The following is a 22468-nucleotide window of genomic DNA, read 5'->3' as shown; positions in this document are numbered from 1 at the left end:
CTAGCATGGATAAAAAACTAAGAAGATCAAGAGTAGACCGGAAAGTCGGTGGTGTGTTTGGTGGTTTGGCTGAGTTTTTAGGTATCGATGCCACAATATTACGACTTATATATATCGTAATTACCATTATTACGATGAAAACTGGTATTGCAATTATCGCTTATATCATTGCCTTGTTTGTGATTCCTTCCGCTGATACAAGTAATGAAGAAGTTATGGAACGGCACCGTCGCCGTGTGGATGAAAAAAGAAGACGCCACACTGGACGTAATGAGGCTAGACAGGAAGTGCGAGAAGCAATGAGAGAAAGACATCACCATGTGAATAGAAATAAGAATAATCATCCTCATAACCATCCAAGAAGAAAAGAAGAACGGCCACGTCCAGTAAGAGAATTTAATTTTGATAATGTGACTTTTCGTTCTTTCACAATCAGAGTAGCTACTGGGGATGTCATTATCCGTTCATGGGATAAAGATCAAATGAAAGTTCGTGCTGTATTAGCGGTACATGAAAAAGCGCGTTCTATTCGTCAATTAAGTGAAGAAAAAATATGGGATTACTTCTTTAGCCAAACAATGCTTGATATTTCCCCAGATAGCTTCACTTTTGAATCAAAAAATGAATTGCTGAAAACAGACTTAGTTGTTACCATTCCCAAACGTTTATATGAACAAGTGAAAATCCAATTACTAAATGGTAACTTAAAATACGATGATACAGCGGCAGAAGATGCTATCATCAAAACACGTCACGGAGACATTCGTTCATCAGGAGCTAGTGGTAAATTTCTTAGCACAGAATCTGCGGATGGAGAAATTTTCTTCAAACGTAGTACTGTTGAAAATGTGGATATGTCAACGGCTAAAGGAGATATAGCGCTTCAAGGTAATTTCCATACGTCAATTGTTAAAGCAGCTCAGGGGGATGTCGAGTATATTTTAGAAAACGAAACTTCCTCAGCAGCAGATCTATCAGCCCCAAATGGTGATATTCGTATTCAAATACCGCCAACTTGGAATGTTGATGGAACACTCGGAACGAAAAAAGAAAAAATTTACTTTGATTTAAAAAACGCAAAAATTTGGGACGATGCAGAGAGGACTTTTGTCTTCACTCAAAATGCAGAAGAAATAAGCATGGCAACACTCCAAGCTAAAGTTGGAAATGGAATAATCAAAGTTTCTGAACTCGAAAATAAAAGTGTTTAATAAAGTGAAAGGAAGGGAAAACAATGAAAAAGCTATATAAATCTTCTTCACAAAAAATGATTAGTGGTGTCTGTGGTGGACTTGCAGAGTATTTTGGTATTGAAGTAACGATTGTTCGTTTAATCTGGGTAGGTCTAACATTATTCTTTGGCTCAGGGATTCTTCTTTACATTATCGCTGCAATCATAATTCCGAAAGCAACCCCTGAATCTGAATGGGAGTGAACTAAATTATGCGTTGGATTATTGGCGTAATCATCAACTCGGTACTTTTTGTAGCATTATCAGGATTCTTTACAAGTTTTCACGTAGACGGATTCACAACAGCGATACTAGCCAGTTTTATATTAGCGATTCTTAATATGCTAATTCGCCCTATCTTACTGCTTTTGACTTTACCGATTAATATTTTCACATTAGGGCTATTTACATTTGTTATTAATGCACTGATGCTTGAACTAACAACTTTCTTTATTGGAGATTCCTTCCAATTCGATAGTTTTGGGACAGCACTTATTATCGCTGCGATTATGGCATTTGCGAATATGATTATCAATTCTGTTTTATGGAGTAAAAATGAGCATTAAACATTCCAGTTGCATTTCGAAGTCAAACCGACTTTGAAGTGTAGCTGGTTTCGCTATGTAGAGCCATTTAGAAAGAAAGAACTAGCTTGATTCTCTCGAAAGTGCTAAAATGAGAAGGAGCTTTGTAAATATTATTTTGTGGTAAACAGTGACGGACTTTTATAATTCATTTGGAGGTACTTGCATGACAAAATCGGTTACAGTAAAGGATTTAGTAGAACGACTTAATTTAGAGTTAATTTGTTCGGAAAAGGGACTTGAACGGCCAATTTTAACAAGTGATTTATCTAGGCCAGGTCTGGAACTCACAGGATTTTTCTCTTATTACCCGGAAGATCGAGTACAACTTTTTGGGATGACGGAAATTTCTTTTTCAGAGGGTATGGAGCCAGAAGAACGACTTAAAAGATATCGACAAATGTGTACAAAGCGAACTCCGGCTTTTGTGATTTCAAGAAATTTAGAAGTACCAAAAGAATTAGTGGAGGCAGCGAAAGAAGCTGGTATTCCTGTGCTTCGCTCGCGCCTTAAGACGACTCGTTTATCCGTTTATATTACAAATTACTTAGAAAGTAGGCTAGCGCCGGTAATCTCTATGCACGGTGTGTTAGTGGATATATATGGACTTGGAGTTTTAATTACAGGAAGCAGTGGCGTTGGTAAGAGTGAGACAGCATTAGAACTGGTAAAACGCGGCCATAGACTGGTAGCTGATGATAATGTTGAAATCCGTCAAGAAGATGAAATGACATTAATTGGATCTTCACCAGCGATTATTGAACATCTGCTAGAGATTCGAGGCCTTGGAATTATTAATGTAATGACGTTGTTTGGAGCGGGTGCAGTTCGCTCAAGTAAGAAAATAACAATTGTTGTGCACCTTGAAAATTGGGATCCAGATAAGCATTATGATCGTGTTGGATTAGATCAAGAGAAAACAAAAATCTTTGACATGGATATTCCAAAAATTACTGTCCCAGTTCGTCCAGGGCGAAATTTATCTGTTATTATTGAGGTAGCGGCGATGAATTTCCGATTGAAAAACATGGGGTATAATGCAGCGGAGCAATTTACACAAGACCTTAATAATTTAATAGGTCATAATAGTAGTATGAATGATTAAATAAATATAGAGAATATCTCCGCAGCCTAACAGACATTTAAATAGACTTGTTTGGTTGCGGAGTTGTCTTTTGAAAGTAGGGGAATTATGAATAATGGCGTACAGCCACTTGATCCGGTGGCGATTCAACTTGGGAATATTTCTGTTAAATGGTATGGAGTAATTATTGCTTCTGCCGTGGTGATTGCGCTACTTCTGGCGCTTAGTGAAGCAAATAAGCGTAAAATGGATAAAGAAATCATTGTTGATTTACTTATTTGGGCGATACCGATTTCGATTATTAGTGCTCGGATTTACTATGTTATTTTTGAATGGGATTTTTATAAGAATAACTTAAGTGAAATTGTGAAGATTTGGCACGGAGGCATTGCCATATATGGAGCTTTAATTGGTGCGGTACTGACAGCAGTTATTTTTTCACGCATAAAGAAAATTTCGTTTTGGCAGTTAGCAGATGTGGTTGCCCCAAGTTTAATTATTGCACAAGCGATTGGGCGTTGGGGAAACTTTATGAACCAAGAAGCTCACGGAGCGGAAACAACTAGGACTTTTCTGGAGAATTTACATTTACCAGAATTTATTATCAACCAGATGTACATAGATGGAGCTTATTACCAACCAACGTTTTTATATGAAAGTTTATGGAACGTGATTGGGTTTATTATATTGCTAGTGATTCGCCGTACGAAAATACGTCGAGGGGAGCTTTTCCTTAGCTACGTGATTTGGTATTCGTTTGGAAGATTCTTTATTGAAGGAATGAGGACAGATAGCTTGATGTGGGGCGATTTCCGTGTTTCGCAAGTCTTGTCTGTGTTGTTGATTATTCTATCGATTGGAATAATTGTATATCGTCGTCTAAAAATGAATCCACCATATTATATGGAAGATAAGTACGGAAAAGTAGCAAAGAAAAAATAAAAGTTAAGTTTGTTCTAGAAAGGAAGAAATTATGACTGGGAAAATTACTACATTGTTGTTTGACTTAGATGGCACGCTGATAAACACAAATGAGTTGATTATTAAAACTTTTCAAGCGACGTTTCAAGAATTTTTACCTGACCGTGTTTTTACAAGAGAGGATATTTTGCCATTTATTGGTCCCTCCCTTATGGACACTTTTCGGGAAATGAATCCAGCACATGCAGAAGAAATGCGTGTTTTTTATCGCGAGTATAATTTGAAGCATCATGATGATTTGATTTTGGAATATGATGGGGTTTATGAAGCGATTCGAGCTTTGTATGAAGAAGATTATAAGCTAGGTATTGTTTCCACAAAAATGTACGATACAATTATGCGTGGCCTAAAAGTGACAGGGCTAGATAAGTTTTTCCAAGTAGTGATTGGATTAGATCAAGTGTCGAATGCGAAACCTGATCCTGAGGGAATTGAAATGGCTCTTTCTTTACTAAACGCATCCAAAGAAGAAGCGATTATGATTGGTGATAATTATCATGATATTGAAGCTGGCAAAAATGCAGAAACATTAACTGCTGGTGTAGCTTGGGCAATCAAAGGACCAGAACACTTAGCACAGTTTCAACCGGATTTCATGCTAACAAAAATGAGCGACTTACTTGCGATTGTTAGGGACGAGGAATAAATTTTGAGACGGCTAGAGAAGCTAAAAGCCCCCGACGAAAAAGTCAACACGCTGTTTCAAGTCTATAAAACGGTTTCCTTTTGGCGAGCAGTAAAAAATACAATAGTTATTGAATTTGGTCGTTTTTTTCCATGGATGGGCGGAAAAAGACGAATTTATCAGGCTTGCTTAGGAATGAAAATTGGCAAGAAAACAGCAATTGCTTATAAAGTAATGCCAGACTTATTTTTCCCTGAGAAGATTACAATTGGAGAAAATTCAATTATTGGTTATCAAACGACTATTTTAACGCATGAATATTTGATTGCTGAATATAGTATCGGTGAAGTGGTGATTGGAAACAATGTCATGATTGGTGCAAATGTGACTATTCTTCCCGGTGTGACAATTGGCGATGGCGCTACTATCGCTGCGGGAGCTATAGTTTCAAAAGATATACCGCCTGAAAGTTTTGCTTATGGTAATCCTTTAAAAATTAAAGAAAAAGCTATTTTGAAGTAAAATCTTTGTGTTGTAATAGGATTCAATATATTTTAATATTTCTAATTAAGCTTATCCATGATATGAATTTTTATATTGTGGCTAAGTTTTTTTATTTTGCAGGTAGATTATCATGGAGATATTGGTTCTTCGTGGCTATAGATAAAGATAATTTTTACTTAATAATATTAATAGAACAAAATATTTCGTTTAAAAAAACTAAATATTCCAAACAAAAGTAAAGAAGACTTTACTTTTGTTTTTCTTTGTTTTATAATAAAGTAAAGCTATCTTTACTAGATGATGGTATAATAGTGGTCGTTATAAACAAAGTTATAAACTTAAGAGGGAAAAGGCATTACTCAAAATGATTGAGCTAAAGTTCTAGAAGTTTTTCGCCAAACCATACATGCTGTTGAAAAAGATAAATACAATCCCAGCATGGAACTTAGTTTGAAAGTGGCTAGGTATTTCAATTTAACCGTAGAAGAAATTTTTAGTTTGGAGGGAGAAAAAATATGAGAAAATATTCTATTAAAAAATTTTTCATTGTATTTGTTTCAATGTTATCTGCAATTTTATTATTTTCTATTATAAGTGATAGAAAACCTTTTGAAGGAAGTGGTTTAACATTAATTACTGGTGTATTAGTAGCTGTGCTAGCGTATCTAATTACCGCGCTTCTAACACCTAAAGAAAAACTTGAAAAAGAGGTTAATGAGGAAAAAAGAAGAAATGATGAAAGATATTTACTCAACAAAGGAAAAATTTCTTATTTCTTCATGGTAATTCTAGCTATTTTGATACCTTTTACACTGGCTTTTTTGAACTATGATAATGTATCAGTTATTTCTATAAAATCTTTAGCTATAATATTTGTAATTGTTTTTTTACTATATATTATTATATTGCAATTCTATAAAAAAAATAAGTGTTTTATCCGGTTTAAATTGCTAAAAATTCATGCTTTGATATAAAGATCGACTTCAAAAAGTTCATTTTTTGAAGTCGATTAATTATTATTTTTTTACTATACTATATGATGTTGTTATTTTTCCAGGTTTGCCATTTTTAGAATATAAATATTCATCAATTATTTTATATTTATCTTGTGTCTTTGTAGCGTATTTATAAATTGTCTGACGCATATAGTTATATTTTTTAAATAAGCTTGCTCCTCCACCTACAATGCTAGAAGCGGCAGCAGCGATTCCAGTTTTAGCAGCTTTTCCTAATGCTCCACCTGCAGCTAAAAAAGCTACATTGTAAATCGTATTTGCAACAGCTAAGCTAACAGTTTGTTTTGTAACAAACTTATACTTAGAACCGCCCCCGTCTGTTTGATTAGAAAACACCATTAGTGGTTCTTGTGATTCAAATCCTTGCGTTACTATTGACTGGTTAATTCCATTGAATACTTCGTTCGTTTTTGAAAAACTATTCTTAGTTAAATTCTCTTCTTTGTGAATATAACAGCTTTCATTTTAAATCAATCAAGACTTGTATTTCTAAATAATAAATTCATATCAAAAAGTAATTTTTTTGAGGTAGCTGCTTAATTCGAGCAGCTTTTTTGTCGCCCGCAGTCATAAATTGTGTGTTATACTCATTAGAATAAGGATATTGTTGGAGGTGGGAAAATGGACAAAAACAAAAAAATACTAGCGAAAATCTATCCATTTTATCCGAATGGACAATTTTATTTTGAACGTGGTGTGGAAGCTTTTCGTGATCAACGAATTAAAGAAGCGATTCGATATTTGGTGCGTGCTTCAGAACTGGAGCCAGGAGAGTCAGTAATTCTTTGCCAACTCGCGATTTGTTACACGGAAATAGGACAATTCCATAAATCTAATCAATTACTTAGAGACATCTTGGAAAAACGGGATGGAAATATGGATTACTGCTATTATTTTATTGCTAATAACTTTGCTTATATGAAAGACTATCGACGCGCACTCCAATATGCGAATCGTTACTTAGAAATGGAGACAGACGGGGATTATGCAGAAGAAGCTCGTGACTTAATTGAAGTTTTACTAGAAGAAACTCCTTTTGGTGAGACGTTAGAAAATGGCTTCTCTAAATTGGAACAAGAATTTTATACTTATAAAAAAGAAATTAATCGCTATTTGGCAGAAGAAGACAGTGCCTCAGCTTGTGATATTTTAAGAAAAGTAATTGATGAAAAACCAAACTTTTGGCCAGCTTATAATCAGCTTGCTTCTCTTTATTTTGAGCAGTTGAAAGAAGCGGAAGGGGTAAAAGTTTTAAGTGATTTACTCCAAAGGAATCCCGGGAATCTGTTAGGATTGTGCGATTTCTTCGTGTATCATTTTTATAAGGGAAATAGGGAAATGGCTGATTCGCTATATGTGGAATTGCGAGATGTGTTGCCAGTTCTTTCACACCATAAAGAAAAACTTGGATTGATTCACGCGATGATGGGGGCTTATGACGCGGCGGACGATTTGCTTGAACAAGTAGCTGATTTGGAAGTTACTGAGCGTAGTAAATATTATTATTATCGTGCCAAAGCGGCTTATTATATAGGAGATGTGGAAGGTGCAAAAATGTTCTGGCATTCATTCTTAGAGTGCGATTTATATGAGGATGTTAGATTTCCATGGGAGCGAGAATTAGATTTAACGAATGACACGCGTCTTATCCTAGAAATGCTTCAAGCGGAAGATGATTTGACGCATTTGTTAGGTGTTTATGCACTCACTGTTTCAAGTAATCGACCAGAAATGATGCTGTTTCACCCGTTGCTTGATATGAGTAAGTGGTCTTATATGGAGCATTTGATGTTCACGGATTTTGATTATTTCCCAGATGGCAATGTGGAGCAAAATTGCTTTTTAATTACAAAAGCAATGAATTTACTTCGAGAAAATGGTGTTTCATTTAATGAGGAAAACTTACCTTTATATAAAGCGGTATTTTCACTTGTTTTGAATGATAATCGAAAAGAATTAATTCTTGGACGCTATACGATAGAAATCGTCGCTACGGCTATTGCCAAAATATTTTTACCAGATTTAGAGTTTGTTTTGGCGGATGAGGTGGACTTCCATAAATGTGCAGATGAGATACAGCAAATTCTGAGCAGATAAATAGACCTTTTTGCTATTCCGTATTAGGATTAATTTAGGCTAACTATTGTGAGAACATAAATGAGGAGGGCAAAATGATGGCTAGTGAAGAAAAAATTTATGATGTGATTATTATTGGGGCAGGACCAGCTGGAATGACAGCGGCTCTTTATACTTCCCGTGCAGATTTAGATACATTAATGATTGAACGTGGTGTACCAGGCGGACAAATGGTAAATACAGCTGAGGTAGAAAACTATCCTGGATTTGACAGTATTTTAGGACCAGATTTGTCTGATAAAATGCTTAGTGGCGCAAAACAATTTGGTGCTGAGTATGCTTATGGTGATATTAAAGAAGTAATTGATGGGAAAGAATTTAAAACAGTAACTGCTGGTTCGAAAACATACAAGGCTCGGGCGATTATTATTGCTACTGGAGCAGAACATCGCAAACTTGGTGCAGACGGTGAGGATGAGCTTAGTGGACGTGGTGTATCTTACTGTGCTGTTTGTGACGGGGCATTCTTTAAAGAACGTGAGTTGATAGTTGTTGGTGGTGGAGACTCTGCTGTTGAAGAAGGTACTTACTTGACTCGCTATGCTAATAAAGTAACTATTATTCACCGTCGTGATAAATTACGTGCGCAACAAATTTTACAAGATCGTGCATTTAAAGATGAAAAAGTGGATTTCATATGGAATAGTACGGTAGAAGAAATTATTGGTGATGGCAAAAAAGTAACTGGAGCCAAACTGGTTTCTACAGTTGATGGTTCTGAATCAATCATGCCGGTAGATGGTGTTTTTATCTATGTTGGACTTGTACCACTTACGAAAGCGTTCTTGAATTTAGGTATTACGGATGATGAAGGCTATATCGTAACGGATGAAGAAATGCGCACAAACCGTCCTGGTATTTTTGCTGCAGGGGATGTCCGTGCTAAAAGTTTACGCCAAATTGTTACTGCTACAGGTGACGGCGGACTTGCTGGACAAAATGCACAAAAATATGTGGAAGAATTAAAAGAAGAACTAGAAAAAGAAGCAGCAAAATAAAGGATAGTTATAAAATGGACCTAAGACAAATTATCTTAGGTCCATTTTTGCGTGACTACATAGACCAGAGTAGTGTAAAATAGATAAAAAGAGTAGGAATGGAGAGATACATAATGAGTATTGTCGTTTTGGGAGGAGCCGGATACATTGGTTCCCATGCAGTAAATAAGCTAGTTAATCAAGGATATCAGGTGGCAGTTATTGATAATTTGAAAACTGGCCATATAGAAGCAGTTCACCAGAAAGCAACATTTTATAAAGGTGATATCCGTGATAAAGAATTTTTGAATTCCGTTTTTGAATGTGAGGAAGTGGAAGCAGTTGTTCATTTTGCCGCTAGTTCACTTGTTGGTGAATCAATGGAAGAGCCACTTTCCTATTTAAATAATAATGTTTATGGTACGCAAATTTTGCTAGAAGTAATGGAAGCGTTTAATGTGAAGAACATTGTTTTTTCTTCCAGTGCGGCAACTTACGGGGAGCCTGAGCAAGTGCCGATTACAGAGGATATGCCAACCAATCCACAAAGTACTTATGGAGAAACTAAACTAATGATGGAAAAAATGATGAAGTGGTGCGATAAAGCGTATGGAATGAGATATGTGGCCTTACGTTATTTCAATGTTGCAGGTGCAAAATCAGATGGTTCTATTGGCGAAGACCATCAACCGGAATCGCATCTCGTACCAATTATTTTGCAAGTAGCGCTAGGTCAAAGAGAAAAATTAGCTATTTATGGAGATGATTATCATACTCCAGATGGTACGTGTATCCGTGATTATGTCCATGTAGAAGATTTGATTGATGCACATATTCGAGCACTGGAATATTTGAAAAATGGCGGAGAAAGTAATATTTTTAACTTAGGTAGCAGTAATGGCTTTTCAGTGAAAGAAATGCTTGAAGCTGCTCGAATTGTGACTGGAAAAGAGATTCCTGCTGAAGTAGTTCCAAGACGAGCAGGAGATCCGGGAACCTTAATTGCTTCAAGTGCTAAGGCTAGAAATATGCTTGGTTGGGCACCTGTTTATACGGATGTGGAAGACATTATCGCAACTGCTTGGAAGTGGCATGTGTCGCACCCAAATGGTTTTTAATAGAACTCAAGAAGGAATGTGATTTTCATCGAAGTACAAAAACGATATTTTGGCGAGTTAGAAGGCAAGACTGTTTGGCAGTGGACTTTAATAAATGACCGAGGAATGAAAATGAGCATTTTGAATTATGGAGCAATAGTTACTTCAATTGAAACTGCTGATAAATTCGGTGAGTTTGCAAATGTTAGTCTTGGCTTTTCAAACTTGGATGACTATTTAGCTTATTCACCTTATTTTGGCGCCGTGGTTGGTCCTGTTGCTGGACGAATTACAAAAGGGCGATTTCAATTGGATGGCGAAGAGTTTCAGTTATCACAAAACGATGGCAATAATTCGCTTCATGGCGGGAAAACAAATTTTAGTAAAAGAATGTGGGATGTAGGTGTAGAGGAACAACCAGATCAAATTGTCATGACATTTCGGTATCAGTGGAAAGATGGAGAAAATGGCTATCCTGGAAAAATAGATACAAAAATGAGTTACACGCTAAACAACAAAAACGAATGGCTAATTGATTATGAAGCAGAGACTGAAAAGCCAACTCTTTATAACCCAAGCCATCATATTTACTTTAACCTTACTGGAGAAAATGGTTCCACGGTTTTAAAGCATCAACTAAAAATTAACAGTGAGCATTTTTTGCCAGTAGATGCTGAAACGCTCCCAACTGGGGAAATTTGGGCGGTGAATGATTCCATTTTCAATCTACAGGCGGGAAATGAAATTGCTGAAATTACTAGTAGTGCTGACGAGCAAATAAGAGTAGTAGGAACAGGGCTTGACCATGCTTTTATTTTGAAACATGAAAATAAAAAGCCTGATGCGGTTTTGTTTGATCCTAAATCAGGTAGATGTTTAGAAATGGAGACAACCTCAGATGCGGTTGTAGTCTATACTGCAAATAGTTTGGCAAGTAAATTTAAGATTGATGGAATGCTCGTGCCAAAATACGCTGGAATAACGATGGAAACACAAGGCTTAGTTGATGCGATTAATCAACAGGGATTTGGTGATATTGTTCTAAGACCAGGAGAGCAGTTCAAGTCTAGAACTACTTTCCGTTTTACAGTGGATAGACGAAATATATAGAACCTGTTAAAATCAGAGCAAGAAATATTTGGAGGAGTGTGACTAATGAACTGGCAAAAGGAATATCAAAAATGGACTACAAATGAAACGTTAGATGCGTCTTTAAAGGCTCAATTAGCTGAAATAGTTTCCGACGAGAAAGCATTAGAAGATAGTTTTTACCGGAATATGGAATTTGGTACAGCGGGAATGCGCGGGGTACTTGGTGCGGGAACGAATCGCATGAATATTTATACTATCCGGAAAGCGTCTTTCGGATTAGCTCAATTTGTAGCTGAAAATGGAAAAGAAGCGAAAAAACGAGGTATTGTCATTGCTTATGATCCACGTCATATGTCACGCGAATTTGCATTTGAATCAGCAGCTGTTTTAGGGAAACATGGCGTTAAAAGTTATGTTTTCGAGGCACTTCGCCCAACTCCGGAACTTTCATTCGCAGTGCGTTATTTAAATGCTTTCGGAGGTATTGTTATTACAGCTAGTCATAATCCGCCAGAGTATAATGGTTATAAGATATACGGAGAAGATGGGGGGCAAATGCCTCCAAATGGTGCAAGTGCAGTAACAGAATATATAGAGGCTGTAGAAGACATTTTTTCTGTCAAAGTAGCAGATCAAGAAGAACTACTTAATGATGGTTTGCTAGAAGTGATTAGTGAAAAAGTCGATCATCCTTATTTGGAACGATTAAAAGAAGTTATTGTGAATAAGGAGCTAGTTCGAGAAGATGGAAAAAATTTAAAAATTGTTTTTACACCACTTCATGGTACTGGCGGGATTTTGGGAGTTCCTGCGCTTGAAAGTGTGGGATTTACAAACATTATTAAAGTAGACGAACAATTTGTAAATGATCCGGATTTTAGTACTGTGAAATCACCAAATCCTGAAAATCGCGAGGCATTCTTACTTGCGACTAAATATGGTAAAAAGTACGGTGGGGATATTTTAGTCGGGACGGACCCTGATGCTGACCGACTAGGCGTAGCTGTGCGTAATCAAGCAGGAGACTACGAAATTCTTTCTGGGAATCAAATTGGCGCGATTATTTTACATTATTTATTGAAACAAAAGAAGACTCAAAATGAACTACCGGAAAATGCTGCGGTCTTAAAATCTATCGTAACAAGTAATCTTGGAACTGAAATCGCCAAACACTTTGGTGTCCAAATGATTGAAGTTTTAACTGGTTTTAAATTTATTGCAGAGCAAATCAAACAATTTGAAGAAACGGGCAAACATACTTTTGAATTTGGTTATGAAGAAAGTAATGGTTATATGGTGAAATCGTTCACTCGAGATAAAGATGCTATCCAAGCCGTGTTAGCAATTACAGAGGTAGCGCTTGTATGTAAAACAGAGGGTCGGACTTTACTCGATGAGTTAGAACAAATTTATTCCGAGTTTGGTTACTACAAAGACGATCTTGTATCCTTAACTTTAAGTGGGAAAGATGGTTCCGAGCGTATTAAAGATATTACAAGTGGTTTTAGAGAACAACTTCCAACAAGTATGGGGGGATTTAAGATTGAGCGTGTGGAAGATTATTTGAGAAGTGAGACAACTTGGATTGCTTCCGGTGAAACAGAAGTAATTAAGTTACCAACTGCCGATGTGGTTAAATGCTATTTTGAAGATGGTTCATGGTTCTGTTTACGTCCATCTGGCACAGAGCCGAAAATCAAGTTTTACTTTAGTATTCGCGGTGCAAACAAAGAAGAAAGTATAACTAAATTAGAAAAAATAAAAACCGATTTGCTCACCTATATTGAGGCTTAAAAAAGAAAGATCCCGGAAACGCTCTTTGGAGACTTTTCCGGGATTTTCTACAAAGAAGTATGCTAAAATGGAAGATAGATATAATTTGTACGAAAGGATGAGGCATATATGGCTTCTAATCAATTAAAATTAGTGATTATTACTGGGATGTCTGGTGCTGGTAAAACAGTTGCAATGCAGTCGTTAGAAGATCTCGGTTATTTTTGTGTAGATAATTTGCCACCAAGCTTACTCCCGAAATTCTGGGAGCTAATGAAAGAAACCGATAAAATGGATAAAATCGCGCTAGTAATGGATCTTCGTGGACGAGAGTTCTTTGATTCGATTGAACCAGCGCTTGATGAATTAGATAATACCAACTTTATTACTACCAAAATCCTCTTTTTAGAGGCAGATGATAAAGTACTTGTTTCACGCTACAAAGAAACGCGTCGTCATCATCCACTTGAGCCAAATGGTTCGGTGCTTGACGGTATTAGTGCTGAGCGTGAACTGCTTAGTGATTTAAAGGGGCGTTCTCAGTTAGTGATTAATACGTCCAATATGGCACCTCGTGAATTGCGTGAACGAATTAATAATGAATTCCAAACAGAAGATAAAGACGTTTTCAATGTACAGCTGATGTCTTTCGGTTTTAAATATGGAATCCCAATTGATGCTGATTTAGTGTTTGATGTTCGGTTCTTACCAAACCCACACTACATTGACAAAATGCGTCCACTCACCGGATTAGATGAAGATGTTTATGATTATGTAATGAAATGGCCAGAAACGCAGACCTTCTTAGACAAACTAATAGATTTACTGATGTTTACGCTTCCCTTTTATAAACGAGAAGGAAAAACACAGCTTGTTATCGCGATCGGATGTACAGGAGGGCAGCATCGTTCAGTTGCTTTAACTGAGTTCGTCGGGAAAGCCATTCAGCCAAAATATGAAACAACGATCTCACATCGAGACATGAAACGTAGAAAGGGTCGTTAATATGAGAAGTGAATTGAAACCAAAAGTAGTCGTAATAGGTGGCGGCACAGGTCTTCCCGTAGTTTTAAAAGGATTGAAGCAAAAAGATATTCATCTGACCGCTATTGTAACAGTCGCCGATGATGGTGGCAGTTCAGGTAAAATCCGCGAGCAAATGGATGTGCTTCCACCTGGGGATATCCGTAATGTTATGCTTGCTTTATCTAATGTTGATCCGCGTGTGGTAGATTTGTTTCAGTATCGTTTTACGGTAGATGGGGATTTATCAGGGCATGTTATTGGAAATCTGATTTTAACTGCTTTATCACAATTGAATGATAGTTATGTGGATGCAATTAATGTGCTTGCAACGGTTCTTAAAATTCGTGGCAAAGTTATTCCGGCGACAGATCAGCCGTTAATTTTGAGTGCTGAAATGGAAGATGGCTCGATTGTTCATGGAGAATCACTTATTCCTTTGCAAGGAAAGCATATTAATCGTGTATTTATTGAACCGGAAAATGTGAAACCCTATCCAACGGCTGTAGCGGCAGTTAAAGAAGCTGATTTGATTGTTATTGGCCCAGGAAGCTTATATACTAGTATCTTACCTAATTTATTGCTGGCGGATTTAACGGATGAAATTATTGCAAGTAACGCGCCAAAAGTATACATCACGAATATTTTAACGCAAATTGGAGAAACCGACTTTTTTTCAGACGCAGACCATATTAAAGTAATCCATGAACACGTTGGTAAATCCTTTATTGATAAAACATTAATTAACACAACTACTGTACCAAAAGAATTGTTGTTCCCGGAAGACGTTGCTCAGGTGGAACACAACGCGAAAGAAATGGAAAAGCTTGGAGTGGAAGCAATTTATCAAGATTTTCTTTCTACAGAAGATGGACTTGTACGCCATGCTGCTGATAAGGTAGCAGACGCACTTTTAGCAATGTTGCCAGATAAAAAATTAGAAAAGGAGTGAGTCAGCCATGTCATTTGCATCGGAAACAAAGAAAGAATTAACCCATATGGACGTCAGTGATAGCGATGCAAAAGTGGAACTCGCAGCTTTTATTCGAATGAATGGCGCAATCTCGTTTTCAAATCAATTAGTGATAATGGATGTCCAAACCGAAAATGCAGCTATTGCAAGGCGGATGTATCAATTACTGAAAGATTTATATGAAGTGCCAATTGAACTTCTTGTTCGTCGCAAAATGAAACTCAAAAAAAATAATGTCTATATTGTGCGCTTAAAGTCTGGAACACGAGGGATTTTGGAAGATTTACGGATTCTTGAACCACCGATGACGTTTACGAAGTCAATAGATAGGGGATTTGTTAAGAAAAGGAGTGCCAAACGAGCTTACTTGCGTGGTGCCTTTTTAGCGAGTGGCTCAGTTAATAATCCAGAAACATCTTCCTATCATTTAGAAATTTTCTCTGTATATGAAGAACACAATGAAGCAATATGTGCTTTAATGAATCAATTCGATCTTAATGCCCGAACGCTTGAACGGAAAAATGGTTTTATTACTTATTTGAAAGAAGCAGAAAAAATTACCGAATTTTTAAGTATTATTGGAGCGACGAGTGCCCTACTCCATTTTGAAGATGTTCGGATTATGCGAGATATGCGTAACTCGGTGAATCGACTAGTAAACTGTGAAACGGCTAATTTGAATAAAACCATTAATGCTGCTGTACGACAAATTGATAATATTAAATATATTCAAGCGACAGTTGGTTTAGAAGCATTACCCGAGCGATTACGTGAAATTGCGGCACTGCGAATTGCAAATGAAGATGTAACATTGAAAGAATTAGGTGAAATGCTAACAACTGGACAAGTGAGTAAATCAGGCATTAACCATCGCCTCCGAAAACTTGATCAAATTGCCGAACGACTTAGAAGTGGAGAATCTCCTTCGCAAGTTGGTCTAAAAGTTAGTAATAGCTAAATAAAAGAAAAGGATGCGAATTAGAATGTCAAAACTTTTTTCAGAATATAAATTAAAAGATGTAACGTTAAAAAATAGAGTAGTTATGTCACCAATGTGTATGTATTCAGTAGAAAATAAAGACGGAATCGCAACAGATTTTCATTTTGCTCACTATGTTTCTAGAGCTGCTGGTGGGACAGGGCTTGTCATTTTAGAAGCTACGGCTGTTCAAGAAGTAGGTCGCATTTCTGAGCTCGATTTAGGCTTATGGAATGATGAACAAGTACCAGCTTTAAAACGAATAGTAGATGGATTACATTATCACGGCGCAAAAGCAGGAATTCAGCTGGCACACGCTGGTAGAAAAGCCGTTTTGCCAGGTGAAATCGTAGCGCCATCAGCTATTGCCTATGATGAAAAATCAACAAAACCAACTGAGCTAACAAAAGAAGCAATTAAAGAAGTAGTTGCAGATTTTAAACGCGCGGCATACAGAGCGAAAGAAGCTGGTTTTGATGTCATTGAAATTCATGCAGCTCATGGCTATTTAATTCATCAATTCTTATCACCGATTACTAATCGACGTGAAGATAATTACGGCGGTCCAGCTGGTAATCGCTATAAAATTTTAAGTGACATTATTAAAGCAGTTAAAGAAGTGTGGGACGGACCAATTATTGTGCGAGTTTCAGCAACAGACTATGCTCATGGTGGTTTGCAATTAGAGGATTATATTCCTTTTGCTAAATGGATGAAAGCAGATGGAGTAGAGCTAATTGATGTCAGTACTGGTGGACTCGTTAATGTAGCACCTCCAGTTTTCCCAGGTTATCAAGTACCATTTGCCGATGAAATTCGTCGTGGAGCAGGAATTGCCACTGGAGCACTTGGGTTAATTACACGCGGGGAACAAGCAGAAGAAATTTTATGTAATGAACGGGCAGATTTAATTATTGTTGGTCGTGAATTACTAAGAAACCCATACTTTGCGAAAGATGCGGCACAAGCATTAGGTGAAACAATCGAGGCACCGAAGCAATACTCTCGTGCATGGAAATAAATTAAAAGACCTGAAATCCCAAAGTGAAATTGTAGTGACCCCAAAAAGTCTAACTTTTTGGGGTCACTACAATTGGGAATTCAGGTCTTTATTTCTTAATTAATTGTAAGAACCCAGTCATAAATACAACCTTGTTCAGTAACTGGATAAGCCATATTAAATTGAACATTAAATTTATAGACTCCTGGGTTAAGCGTTGAGGTATCAAGTGTCATTGAATTTGTTGCTTCGTCTAATGTTACAGGGACAGAATATACATTATCAGTTACATATGCCCCAGAGACATTTGGATTTACTAACATACCAATAGATTTCATTTGGAAGTAAATTGGTAATTCAATAGTACAAGCTTCACCTTGATTGATAGTTTGGTCAGGGACTGTACCATTCTGATTATGAACAAAAATAGAATCAATTACATTACTTGGAAGTTCGTTTAGGTGATTATAATCTAAATTTAATCCTAAGCGAGTTAATGATGGTAGGTTAGTAAAATTAATGATTTTATCTGTTAGTTCATTATAGCTTAAATCCAAGGTTTCTAGTTCTGGTATATTTTGAAAATCAGGAATATCATCACTTGAAATGGACATCCGAGACATACTTAAATTCTTCAGCTTAGGCATCCCAGTAAAATCAGGAATTGGCCCAATTAACGTGCTGCCATTCATGGTAATCGCATACATTTCTGGATAGTTTTGATAATCTGGGAGTGATAAACTTCTGGAAACTCCAGATGGTGGTACTTGGTAGTATAAGCTTGCTAATTTCGGAATGGTCATAATGTCCGGAAACTCGGTTAAACCTTCACCAAATTCCATTATACTAACGGAGGTAACGTTACTAAACATTGCTCGTTCCAATAGCTTCATGGAGTCATTTGTGATTGTTTCTGTTTCAAATCCCAATCCCGTTAATGCGTCTAAATCAGCTTGATCAATAATATCATTAACAGAATCTTTATTGAGATTTTTGGCCATATCTTTTGCAAGCCCATCATCTGGAAAGACGTCAATAATTGGTGCGGGTAGTGGATATAAGTCAGAAGTTGCCTTTGCTTTTATATCTCCTCCTGAAACATTGAATAATAAAGTAATCAGTAATAAAGCGAAACTTAAACTAGTTAATATTTTTTTCATAGCATTCATCCCTTTCATTTGGTTGGCTAAAGCGTAACATGGAAAGGATTTAGAAAATTTTTTTACATCAAATATGAACTTTATTACTACATTTTTAAAAATTTAAATAACGTATTGCATGCTTTTTGTGCAAATTCATACAAATATGGTATATTTTTCAGTTTGTTTATGGTAGTATAAATAATGGTTTTCATGTTAGCTTTAAAATACATATAGATAAATTAACTGAAAATTGGAATTTAAAAAAGGAGGAATTTTTATGACGAAAGTTAATTCTTTTTTCAGAAAAAAGAATTTTCATAATCCCGAAAAAGACAAACATCATTTGAACAAAACATTAGGTGCATTTGATTTAACCATGCTAGGTGTTGGAGCAGTGGTTGGTGGAGGTATCTTTATTCTCCCGGGAGAGGTTGCTTCTGTTATTGCAGGACCAGGAATTATTATCTCATTTATTATCGCAGGAATTGCTTGCTGTTTGGCGGCGCTTTGTTATTCGGAATTTGCTTCTAAATTGCCAGTTGCAGGAAGCGCGTATACATATAGTTACCATGTTTTTGGTGAAGGAATTGCCTGGATACTTGGTTGGTCACTTATTTTGGAATATGGGCTAGCGGTTGCCGCGATTGCAAGTGGTTGGTCATCATACATGAAAAGTTTACTAGCTGGATTTAATTTGCACATCCCGACAGTGGTTTCATCAGCTTACGATCCAAAAGCAGGAACTTACTTTGATTTACTCGCATTTCTAGTTATTATGATTATTGGGATTTTACTTAGTTTTGGCATTCGTGAATCGACGCGAGTGAATAATATTATGGTTTTAGTAAAAATTGCTGTAGTCGTATTATTTATTATCGTTGGTGCGTTTTATGTTAAACCAGACAATTGGACACCGTTCTTGCCATTTGGAGTACAAGGTGTTATTACTGGAGCTTCGACAGTGTTTTTTGCTTATATTGGTTTTGATGCTGTTTCAAGTGCCGCCGAAGAAGTGAAAAATCCGCAGAAAAATATGCCAATTGGAATTATTTCATCACTCGCTGTTTGTACACTACTATATATTTTACTTTCAGCAGTTTTAACAGGCGTTGTCCCTTATACTGACTTAGTTGGTGTGAGTGCACCAGTGGCTTTTGCTCTTCAAGCTATTAATCAAAACTGGATTGCTGGACTTTTATCGGTGGGGGCGATTGTTGGAATGACTACTGTTGTACTTGTAATGTCATACGGCGGAACTCGTTTGTTGTTTGCAATGGGACGTGATGGGTTACTTCCAAAATCCTTCTCAAAAATCAGTAAAAATGATACACCAGTTCGAAACACAATGATTTTTGCTACAGTGATGGGGTTAATTGCTTCTGTAGTACCAATGGCTGATTTAGCACAATTAATTAATATTGGTACATTGTTTGCTTTTGCAATGGTTTCTATCGGAATTTTCTTCTTACGTCGGAACCCAGAACTAAACAAAAAAGGCTTTAGGACACCTTTGTACCCTGTAGTACCAGCGCTTTCATTTTTACTTTGTGTGTACTTAATGCTTAATTTATCAAAAACAACTTGGATTGCTTTTGGGATTTGGTTTGTGTTAGGAATTATTGTATATATATTCTATGGAAGAAAACACTCAGCTATTCGTTTGAAATAAGTGCATAAAAAAGGATGTTGCAAGTTAATGCAGCATCCTTTTTTCGTATCAACCTTTTAAACCAGCTTTGTTAACGATAATATCATCAATTAAGCCGTAATCTTTTGCTTCTTGTGCAGTCATGAAGTTATCACGATCTGTATCACGAGCAATTACTTCATATGGTTGGCCAGTTTTTTCAGCCATAATGGTATTCATACGTTCTTTAATTTTTAAAATATGACGAGCAGCAATTTCGATTTCAGTCGCTTGGCCTTGTGCACCGCCAAGTGGTTGGTGAATCATAATTTCAGCATTTGGCAAGGCAAAACGTTTACCATTTGCACCTGCTGTAAGTAAGAATGAACCCATAGAAGCAGCCATTCCCATACCGATTGTTTGGACGTCAGCTTTAACGAAATTCATTGTATCATAAATCGCCATCCCGGCTGAAATACTTCCCCCTGGAGAATTGATATATAAGAAAATATCTTTTTCAGGATCTTGTGCATCTAAGAATAATAGTTGAGAAACGATAGAGTTGGCAACATTATCGTCAATTGCAGATCCCAACATAATAATTCTGTCTTTTAACAAACGAGAATAAATGTCATACGCGCGTTCACCACGGCTAGTTTGTTCAATTACTGTTGGAATTAAGTTCATATCAAGATTCCTCCTGTTAAATGTAGATTTTGAATTAGCTTTGTTTATATCATACACGAATGGTCAAATTAGGTCAAATAATAAAGTTTAAAGTAAATAAATATAATAAAAATTAATAAAAACTGATAAGGGACTATATCAAAAACGACGAGTCGAGTTTATTTAGCAAACTAGGGAATTAACAAAGGAGTTGGGGCGGCAGAGTATGGACCTCAAAGTGTCGAAGTGCTGGCTTTTTGCTTTCAAAATAAAACTTGTAAAACCAAGTGTTTTTCGCTATAATTATTATTCGTACGGTAACCATTTCCAAGTTAGATAAAGCCCTCGTGGTGCAACGGATAGCACGTAAGATTCCGGTTCTTAAAATGGGGGTTCGATTCCCTCCGAGGGCATAAATAAATCGCTATAAACATTGATAATACGATGTTTATAGCGATTTTTGATTACTTGAAGTTCTAATAGAGTGTAAAAAAATTAAAATTTCATTTATTTTTAAAGAATAAAATAATTTATCCTCGTGAAAAATTTGGATAATGAAACCGGAATTTATAATGTATTCTCGGGGATTATGCATTAGTTCATGCTTTTCTCGATAATTTTCTACTACTTCCATTTAAAGCTTTTCAGTAGCATTTAAAAAGTAGCAGCCTCCTATTTTCGAAAAAATTTCTTTATCATGAAAAATTAACTTTTGTTATATAATAAATTTCTTTTTTTATCTAGAATATGTACTGGGGATGTCTTCAAGAAGGGCAGATACTGGTTAATTGATATAGTTTACAAGCTACTAACACCATCTGAATATTTTTGAAGTGTTCTAATTTATTATAGAGGAGTGTACATAGTGAGAAGAAGTAAAAAAGTAAAAAATCTATTAGCAGCTATGTTAATAATGGTCATTGTTTCCTGCATTAACACAAATTTAGAAACAAAGGCACAGGCAGCAAGTATTTCGCATCCAATGCCTATTAATGCTGTTTTTCCAGATGGAGGTCTCGCAAAAGCAGTGAAAACAGCTTTAAAAAAGAAGCATGTAACGGACTTGGTGACGCAAAAGGAATTAAATGAGATAGGAAAATATTTATATGGTAATGATCTTAGTATAGAGTCTCTTGAAGGAATACAATATTTAAATTGTTTAGAACAGTTATATTTATCTCGTAATCAGATAAGTGATCTTAGTCCTCTTAAAGATTTAAAAAATTTAGTCATACTTTGCTTAGATGAAAATAAATTAAAAAATTTAGAAGGCATTTCAAGTACCAAATTAGTTCGCTTATTAGTAGACGGAAATGAAATTACAGATGTAAGTCCACTTGCTAAATTAACACAATTGGAGATATTGTCTATTAGTAAAAATAAGCTAAGCAATATTGATCCATTGGCTGAATTAACAAAATTAAGAGTGTTGGATTTGGAATCTAATAAAGTAAGTGATTTAAGTGCAATAGGAAAGTTAAAGAAACTAAATTCATTGAATGCTGCTTGTCAAAAATGTGTAAATGAACCAGTAGCATATAAAGCAAAATTGGCTATTCCGAATATTGTCAAAGGTCCAGACAATGTATTGGTGCTTCCAACAGATATAAGCGATAATGGTGAGTATACAAATATAAGTGGCAAAATTAAATGGAAATTATCTACCTATACAAAAGAAGTAAGTTATAAATATGTGCGACTTGTAGAAATCGGGGAAGCAGAGGGTCAGTTTGATGTTACAGTAGTACAACCATTACACTTGAAGGGATTGGAAACTTGCCAAGGACCATGCTATAATTGTCTCGCAAAATAAACTGAGCAAGTTTAATATAAATTTAGATTCAAAATAAAAGCACTTAATCAATTATAATAATATAGTACTTATTTTACTGAAAATCTTGTTAATCTAGAATAGATGTATACTTTTCGCTCTCGTTTAACGGCGAGAGCTTTTTCTT

Annotated in this window: 21 protein-coding genes, 1 tRNA gene and 2 pseudogenes; 21 read left to right on the top strand and 3 right to left on the bottom strand. The window is 36.1% G+C overall.

The window, feature by feature from the left end; all coding sequences use genetic code 11:
- Positions 1-5: 5 nt before the first annotated feature.
- The 9 genes and pseudogenes from JL53_RS13330 to JL53_RS13295 all read left to right on the top strand — a co-directional run bounded on the left by JL53_RS13330 (position 6) and on the right by JL53_RS13295 (position 5983).
- Positions 6-1211, top strand: a complete 1206-nt coding sequence (locus JL53_RS13330) for a DUF4097 family beta strand repeat-containing protein (RefSeq protein ID WP_038407859.1) — start codon at positions 6-8, stop codon at positions 1209-1211.
- Between the two features lie 23 nt (positions 1212-1234).
- On the top strand, positions 1235-1435 hold the full coding sequence (locus JL53_RS13325) for a PspC domain-containing protein (RefSeq protein ID WP_003720797.1): 201 nt from the start codon (positions 1235-1237) through the stop codon (positions 1433-1435).
- Between the two features lie 8 nt (positions 1436-1443).
- Positions 1444-1797, top strand: coding sequence for a phage holin family protein (locus JL53_RS13320; protein ID WP_003720796.1), 354 nt, complete (start codon positions 1444-1446; stop codon positions 1795-1797).
- A gap of 184 nt (positions 1798-1981) precedes the next feature.
- On the top strand, positions 1982-2920 hold the full coding sequence (gene hprK / locus JL53_RS13315) for an HPr(Ser) kinase/phosphatase (protein WP_003720795.1): 939 nt from the start codon (positions 1982-1984) through the stop codon (positions 2918-2920).
- Positions 2921-3007: 87 nt separating this feature from the next.
- On the top strand, positions 3008-3841 hold the full coding sequence (lgt, locus tag JL53_RS13310; RefSeq protein WP_038407858.1) for a prolipoprotein diacylglyceryl transferase: 834 nt from the start codon (positions 3008-3010) through the stop codon (positions 3839-3841).
- Between the two features lie 31 nt (positions 3842-3872).
- The gene (ppaX, locus tag JL53_RS13305; protein WP_003720793.1) at positions 3873-4526 is read left to right on the top strand and encodes a pyrophosphatase PpaX; all 654 of its coding nucleotides are present in this window, start codon (positions 3873-3875) and stop codon (positions 4524-4526) included.
- Between the two features lie 3 nt (positions 4527-4529).
- Entirely contained in the window at positions 4530-5027 is a 498-nt protein-coding gene (locus JL53_RS13300) for an acyltransferase (RefSeq protein WP_038407857.1), read from the top strand.
- Between the two features lie 336 nt (positions 5028-5363).
- Positions 5364-5528 (top strand): annotated as a pseudogene (locus tag JL53_RS15425) (helix-turn-helix transcriptional regulator).
- Positions 5525-5983, top strand: coding sequence for a hypothetical protein (locus JL53_RS13295; RefSeq protein ID WP_038407856.1), 459 nt, complete (start codon positions 5525-5527; stop codon positions 5981-5983). The pseudogene JL53_RS15425 and the gene JL53_RS13295 overlap by 4 nt, the downstream one beginning before the upstream one ends.
- A gap of 42 nt (positions 5984-6025) precedes the next feature.
- Here the strand turns inward: JL53_RS13295 and JL53_RS13290 are convergent.
- Positions 6026-6361, bottom strand: a pseudogene (locus JL53_RS13290) (hypothetical protein); the annotation flags it as partial.
- A gap of 285 nt (positions 6362-6646) precedes the next feature.
- Between JL53_RS13290 and JL53_RS13285 the strand changes: the two are divergent.
- The 9 genes from JL53_RS13285 to namA all read left to right on the top strand — a co-directional run bounded on the left by JL53_RS13285 (position 6647) and on the right by namA (position 17096).
- Positions 6647-8122 (top strand): tetratricopeptide repeat protein, encoded by a 1476-nt coding sequence (locus JL53_RS13285; protein WP_038407855.1) that lies wholly within the window; start codon positions 6647-6649, stop codon positions 8120-8122.
- 77 nt (positions 8123-8199) lie between these two features.
- The gene (gene trxB / locus JL53_RS13280) at positions 8200-9159 is read left to right on the top strand and encodes a thioredoxin-disulfide reductase (protein WP_038407854.1); all 960 of its coding nucleotides are present in this window, start codon (positions 8200-8202) and stop codon (positions 9157-9159) included.
- Positions 9160-9272: 113 nt separating this feature from the next.
- Complete coding sequence (gene galE, locus JL53_RS13275; RefSeq protein ID WP_038407853.1) at positions 9273-10256, top strand: UDP-glucose 4-epimerase GalE; 984 nt, start codon at positions 9273-9275, stop codon at positions 10254-10256.
- Between the two features lie 18 nt (positions 10257-10274).
- Entirely contained in the window at positions 10275-11345 is a 1071-nt protein-coding gene (locus JL53_RS13270; protein WP_052010617.1) for an aldose epimerase family protein, read from the top strand.
- Between the two features lie 45 nt (positions 11346-11390).
- Positions 11391-13121 carry a phospho-sugar mutase gene (locus JL53_RS13265; RefSeq protein ID WP_038407852.1) on the top strand — a complete coding sequence of 577 codons (1731 nt, stop codon included), beginning with the start codon at positions 11391-11393 and terminating at the stop codon, positions 13119-13121.
- Between the two features lie 108 nt (positions 13122-13229).
- On the top strand, positions 13230-14105 hold the full coding sequence (rapZ, locus tag JL53_RS13260; protein ID WP_003720786.1) for an RNase adapter RapZ: 876 nt from the start codon (positions 13230-13232) through the stop codon (positions 14103-14105).
- A 1-nt stretch (position 14106) separates the two neighbouring features.
- On the top strand, positions 14107-15075 hold the full coding sequence (locus tag JL53_RS13255; protein WP_038407851.1) for a YvcK family protein: 969 nt from the start codon (positions 14107-14109) through the stop codon (positions 15073-15075).
- Between the two features lie 7 nt (positions 15076-15082).
- A complete protein-coding gene (gene whiA / locus JL53_RS13250) occupies positions 15083-16054 on the top strand; it encodes a DNA-binding protein WhiA (protein WP_038407850.1) in 972 nt (323 codons plus the stop codon).
- 25 nt (positions 16055-16079) lie between these two features.
- A complete protein-coding gene (namA, locus tag JL53_RS13245) occupies positions 16080-17096 on the top strand; it encodes an NADPH dehydrogenase NamA (protein WP_038407849.1) in 1017 nt (338 codons plus the stop codon).
- Between the two features lie 95 nt (positions 17097-17191).
- On the opposite strand, the gene JL53_RS13240 is transcribed toward namA, so the two are convergent.
- The gene (locus JL53_RS13240; protein ID WP_038407848.1) at positions 17192-18235 is read right to left on the bottom strand and encodes an internalin N-terminal domain-containing protein; all 1044 of its coding nucleotides are present in this window, start codon (positions 18233-18235) and stop codon (positions 17192-17194) included.
- Between the two features lie 259 nt (positions 18236-18494).
- On the opposite strand from JL53_RS13240, the gene JL53_RS13235 reads away from it, so the two are divergent.
- Entirely contained in the window at positions 18495-19886 is a 1392-nt protein-coding gene (locus JL53_RS13235; RefSeq protein ID WP_038407847.1) for a branched-chain amino acid transporter BcaP, read from the top strand.
- Positions 19887-19934: 48 nt separating this feature from the next.
- Here the strand turns inward: JL53_RS13235 and clpP are convergent, their stop codons facing one another.
- Positions 19935-20531, bottom strand: coding sequence for an ATP-dependent Clp endopeptidase proteolytic subunit ClpP (gene clpP, locus JL53_RS13230; protein WP_014093683.1), 597 nt, complete (start codon positions 20529-20531; stop codon positions 19935-19937).
- Positions 20532-20851: 320 nt separating this feature from the next.
- Here clpP and JL53_RS13225 point away from each other — a divergent pair.
- Positions 20852-20923 (top strand) — tRNA-Arg (locus tag JL53_RS13225).
- A 452-nt stretch (positions 20924-21375) separates the two neighbouring features.
- Entirely contained in the window at positions 21376-22323 is a 948-nt protein-coding gene (locus JL53_RS13215) for a leucine-rich repeat domain-containing protein (RefSeq protein ID WP_038407845.1), read from the top strand.
- Positions 22324-22468 lie beyond the last annotated feature (145 nt).

Origin of the sequence: Listeria ivanovii subsp. londoniensis (genome assembly GCF_000763495.1) — a bacterium.
Classification (GTDB): Bacteria; Bacillota; Bacilli; order Lactobacillales; family Listeriaceae; genus Listeria; species Listeria londoniensis.
The sequence above is the reverse complement of the archived record's forward strand: the minus strand, read 5'-3'. Positions and strand labels throughout refer to the sequence as shown.